Source organism: Streptomyces sp. NPDC006879, from assembly GCF_042869595.1.
In the GTDB taxonomy this organism is placed as follows: domain Bacteria; phylum Actinomycetota; class Actinomycetes; order Streptomycetales; family Streptomycetaceae; genus Streptomyces.
The window spans coordinates 1-4,626 of record NZ_JBIAGC010000090.1; the positions used below are offsets into that span (position 1 = coordinate 1).

Sequence of the window (4,626 nt, forward strand, 5' to 3'; positions counted from 1 at the left end):
GCTTCTTCTTCCCCATGCTCTCCATGATGGACATCATCCTTCCGGGGGCGAAGCCCCTGATCAGGAGTGTCCGTCAAAGCGGATCAAGCCCAGGGCGACATCGTCGAGCCGAAGCCGGCGCCCGTCGACGACCGGACTTCGGCGCGCTCCATCAACGCCCACCGTTGGACGAAGAGCGACGGAGACCTCCGTAAGCTGCTGGCGCCCAAGCCGCAGGGCGCACGCTACGAGGGGGCGTCGGAGGGGCGCTGGGTCAGCATCGTGGAGTTCGCCGCGGAGGCCGAGAGCCCCACCCGAATGTTCAGATATCTTTCGAACTCTGGTCTGCGCCGTATTGCTTCCAGGCAGTGGCGGCAGGGAGCGGGCACGTACGTGACCATTCGCCTGATCCAGTTCCGGCCCACCTCCGACCACCGAGCCCTTGATTTCGTCGAGGAACAGAGCGGTTACACACGGGAGAGCAGCGGCGAGGGCGACGCCGGCGAGCCCATCCCCGGTAGCCGGAACGGAACGGTGTGGGTCTACGGCGACGACACGCTCGGCGGCAGGCCGTACTACCGAGCCAAGGCGTTGGCCTGGCGTGGAGACGTCGCCATGGAAATCTGGCTGGCATCCGTCGATGGGCCGATATCCCCCAAGGAGGCCATGTCGGTGGCGAAAGAACAGTGGGAGCGACTGTGACCGAGATCGGTTCCCAGCCCGAGCCGCAGCCCAGGTCCGTGCCACAGCCCGCCGCCGCGCTTGACCCGCCCGCTCCTCGTCGGAGCCGGCGGCGGGTCCAGCGCATCACCGCTCTTGCTCTGTCCGCCGTGGTGATGGCCGCCGCAGCGGTGGGAGCGGCGGTACGGATGGCGGACGCCGAGCGCACGGCGACGTCCACGCACTACTGGAGTGCCGAGGTGCCCGGCACGCCGCCGTCAGTGCCGGCGCCGCGCGGGCTGGCCGCCGCGCTGCTTCCCATGCCCGACACCTTCTGGCCCGGCCCGGACATGGACGAGTACGGCGACAGCGCGGTCGTCACCGGCCCCCGCGCATCCGTGTTGATGAAGGACGCCTCTCGTGGGCTGTCCCTCGTCGAGCGCAAGGAACATCACGCCGCGGTGGACCAACTCAAGCTCAAGGGCCTGGCAGCGCGTAGCTATCGGAGCAGGGGCGCGGACGTGATCGCCGAGGTTCGTATCGCGCAGATGGAACCTGCGATGGCACGCAAGAGGGCCCACCTGATGCGGCAACTCACCGGGGCCTTCAACGACTTCCGGAAGGGCCCGAAGATCGAGGGACATCCTGAGGCGGTCTGCCACCTGTTCGCCAAGCAGGTCCTCGAACCGTTCGCAGGGCTGACCTGCTCCGCCTACCGAGGCGACCTCGTGGTCTCGTACCAGGCATACGGGACCGCCCCCTTCGCCACCGAGGTCGCCAGCGAGCTGCTGCGTCAGCAACTCGACCACATCAAGTCGCCAGGGGAGTACGTGTGACCGACCGGAGCGCTCCCCTTTACACCGCCGCTCCCGCCCCCGGGAGACGGCCTCGGCCGGACCGTCGCGTCTTGCGCTCGGTCGCGCGCTGGAGTGCGGCAGTCCTGGTCTTCGCCTCTGCCGCAACGGCCGCGGCTCTGGGGATCACCCGGCAGGAACGGACCGAACTGCCTGGTCTCGGCACGCTCAGCGACGGCCGCTGGACCTACCCCACGCTGGCCAAACCCAGTGTGCCGGCCGGCGCCCCGCTGCCCAACGCGCCCGACAACCCTGCCGGCATCCACTTCGGTGAGCTCGCCGGGTATCTGCTGCCGCCACCCGAAGGTGCCGACCTGGACAGGCAACTGGGCGACGGCGAACACCGGGTTTCGGTGGACCGATTCCTGTCCGAGTACACGAAGGAGGCTGCGGGTGAATCGGCCGAGGTCCTCCACGAACTGGGGTTGCGGCAGATCGTGGCCCGCGGCTGGGGGATGCCCGAAGGCGAACGGACCCGCATCTACTTGCTGCGCTTCAACAGCGCCGGAGCCGCCGACCGCGCCATGCCGCGGATGACCGATGACCTCAAGGGCACGACGCGGACCTTCCAGGACCAGGAGTGGAGCCGCCAGCGTGCTGAGCGCTCCGCCAAGGGCACCCTCGCCGCGGAGGTGGACGTCCAAGAGTGCGAACTGGACGGCACGAAGCTCCTGCGGGTGGCCAGCATCCAGGTGGGGGACACGATCGCGGTGGTCATCCAGGGCACACCGCGAGCCCAGGCGCCGGTCCCGTTCCATCAGACGGTGCTCCTGCAGGAGCAACTCCTGAGCTGACGGGGCTCGGTCACGAGCTGGCCAGAGGTACGCGAGCGACGGTGGCGTCCCTCCAGGAGTACATCCCGAAGGTCGTGGAGCCCGCCACACACGGCGGCTGCACGGGCACGTTCATGGTGGCGCCATCCGGTGGCAGGGCGGGCGGGTCGGCGGCCCCACAGGACGTTTCGTGCCGATGGGCGCCGCCGCCCCGGTCGTGGCCACCGAGCGGGTGCGGGCGCTCGGGCCGCCGGGGGTCGTGGCGGTCGGGATCGCCGGCGAGGTGTCGGGGTGATCGTGCGCCCCGCGGTGTCCGTCCGGTCAGGCGCGGTCGGTCAACTCCTCCGCGAAGACCTGCGAGAGCGGCTGGGGACCGACGTACTGCTGGCAGTTGCACTGGCCGGCCTCGTACCGTATCGGCTTCCTGTTCTCGTCCCAGGCCGTGGGTACCTCGACGCGTTCATGACACCGGCCTTGTTTGTCGTGCTTGGCGAGGTGGTGGGTACACCCGCACACCGGTTCCGGTGCCTTGTGTGCCGCGTCGATGGCCAAACGTTCCTGCTTCGCTGCCTCCATCACTTCCATCTTGCGCTCGTGACGATGGCGCAGCGCGGTACGGACGTTGTCCGCCACCCAGGCGAAACCGCCCGTCCAGAAGATGATGAGGACCCACCAGATCCAGCCCATGTACTGCTCCCTCCCCCGATGCTGCCGTGGAACAAGAATATGTCAGGCCGTGCCCGGTCGTACCTGGTGCAGGAGCAGCGTTCGCCGCCTCGCCCGTCCGGTTCCTGCCGCCTTCGGGTTCGTGGGCTCCGAGCTGAACCCACCTGTTCCCTCCTTCACCTGCTGGTGATGGTTTTGGGTGGAACTGGGGTGAGTTGAAACCCTGACAAATGCGTGTGGAGCACGAGAATCGCCTCAGAACTCGGCGTCGCACCAGGGTGGGCGAGCGCGTGTAGAGAGGGGCACCATGTACGTCCTCGCATCCAGTGGTGGTGGCATCAGTGGGACGGCGGCTGACGTCCTCATGTACGCCTGGTTCTTCCTGGTGGTGCTGTCGACCGTCTACGTGGCCTACGACGCGTTCACCAAGAACCCGGAACTGACCGTGATGAAGTGGGGATGGGTCCTGTTGACCCTCTATACCGGCCCCATCGCAGCCGCCCTGTACGTGCTCTCGTGCAAGGAGCCCCGGCCGGGCACGCACGAGCGTTTCGTGGCACCCCTTTGGAAGCAGGCCTTCGGATCCACCATCCACTGCGTGGCCGGTGATGCCACCGGCATCATGGCGGCGGCCGTCGTGGCCTCGGCGCTCGGCCTGTCCATGTGGGCCGACAGCCTGCTGGAGTACCTCGTTGGCTTCGGATTCGGCCTGCTGGTCTTCCAGGCCCTCTTCATGCGTGACATGCTCGGCGGCAGCTACCTGCGAGCCGTCCGTTCGACGGTGTTCGCCGAATGGCTTTCGATGAACTGCGTGATGGGTGCCATGGTGGCGGTCAACGTCATCATCCGAAGCCACGTCGAGGGCAGCCGAGATATCGCCGACGTCCGGTTCTGGGCAACGTTCTCGCTCTCCGTGCTCGCCGGTCTGATGTTCGCCTACCCGGTCAACGTCTGGCTCGTCGCCAACCACCTGAAGCACGGGATGGGAACGGTGCGCGTGTTGGGCGAAGGCGGGGAGCCGGTCCAAGCGCCGATGCCCGGAGCCGAAGAGGGCGGGACCGGAATGACCATGGGGCAGAGCGAGGTCACTCTCGAGCAGAAGTCCGCCATGGCGACGCTCACGTTGGTGTTCCTCGCGTCCGGCGTCCTCCTGGCGGCGATCTTCGGGAGCTTTGCTTGACGGACTCGGCGGGCCGCTGCCCCGGAAGGGACCGGGGGCCGAGGCGCAGCTCCCGAGAGGCCCGCCGTAACTTCGGCGGGCCTCTCGAAATCTGGAACACCCGGCACGGGGTGCCCGGGCAGCCGCGCACCGCCCCCACGACCTCGCGTGGTGCCGCCTCCTGGCGGACCCGAGTGGTGCGGGAGCGGGTACACGGCGGATCGGGGGATCAGCCCGTCGAGGCGAGTGCGGCTTCGAGACGGGGGATGTAGTCGGCGATCGCCGGGGCCCAGCAGCCGTAGTTGTGGCCACCGTTGCAGGTGGGGGACAGCGCCGACCCGTCCGCGTAGTTGGTCAGGCGACTGGGGATTCCCAGCCGGTCCAGGCGGTCCTTGACGGTCTTGGAGGCGATCGCGGTGAAGTGGTCCACGAGCCCCTGATTGATGCCCCTATGTTCGTCAAGCCGCGGTCGTGAGGGTTGACGGGTCATCAGGGCGCTGGTGGCATACGATCATGTCGGTGCGTATCAGCGCGT

At 68.0% G+C, this 4,626-nt stretch carries 6 protein-coding genes; 4 read left to right on the top strand and 2 right to left on the bottom strand.

Annotation, left to right across the window (positions count from 1 at the left end):
• The first annotated feature begins 66 nt into the window (after nt 1-66).
• The 3 genes from ACFYMC_RS29525 to ACFYMC_RS29535 all read left to right on the top strand — a co-directional run bounded on the left by ACFYMC_RS29525 (nt 67) and on the right by ACFYMC_RS29535 (nt 2,287).
• Nucleotides 67-681, top strand: coding sequence for a hypothetical protein (locus ACFYMC_RS29525; RefSeq protein WP_388531158.1), 615 nt, complete (start codon nt 67-69; stop codon nt 679-681).
• On the top strand, nt 678-1,475 hold the full coding sequence (locus ACFYMC_RS29530) for a hypothetical protein (RefSeq protein ID WP_388531161.1): 798 nt from the start codon (nt 678-680) through the stop codon (nt 1,473-1,475). Before ACFYMC_RS29525 ends, ACFYMC_RS29530 begins: the two co-directional genes overlap by 4 nt.
• A gap of 71 nt (nt 1,476-1,546) precedes the next feature.
• Nucleotides 1,547-2,287, top strand: coding sequence for a hypothetical protein (locus ACFYMC_RS29535; protein ID WP_388531164.1), 741 nt, complete (start codon nt 1,547-1,549; stop codon nt 2,285-2,287).
• A 300-nt stretch (nt 2,288-2,587) separates the two neighbouring features.
• On the opposite strand, the gene ACFYMC_RS29540 is transcribed toward ACFYMC_RS29535, so the two are convergent.
• Nucleotides 2,588-2,953 (bottom strand): hypothetical protein, encoded by a 366-nt coding sequence (locus tag ACFYMC_RS29540; RefSeq protein ID WP_388531166.1) that lies wholly within the window; start codon nt 2,951-2,953, stop codon nt 2,588-2,590.
• Nucleotides 2,954-3,239: 286 nt separating this feature from the next.
• Between ACFYMC_RS29540 and ACFYMC_RS29545 the strand changes: the two genes are divergently transcribed.
• Complete coding sequence (locus tag ACFYMC_RS29545; protein ID WP_388531169.1) at nt 3,240-4,112, top strand: DUF4396 domain-containing protein; 873 nt, start codon at nt 3,240-3,242, stop codon at nt 4,110-4,112.
• A gap of 208 nt (nt 4,113-4,320) precedes the next feature.
• On the opposite strand, the gene ACFYMC_RS29550 is transcribed toward ACFYMC_RS29545, so the two are convergent.
• Nucleotides 4,321-4,521 (bottom strand): hypothetical protein, encoded by a 201-nt coding sequence (locus ACFYMC_RS29550; RefSeq protein WP_388531172.1) that lies wholly within the window; start codon nt 4,519-4,521, stop codon nt 4,321-4,323.
• Nucleotides 4,522-4,626: the final 105 nt, after the last annotated feature.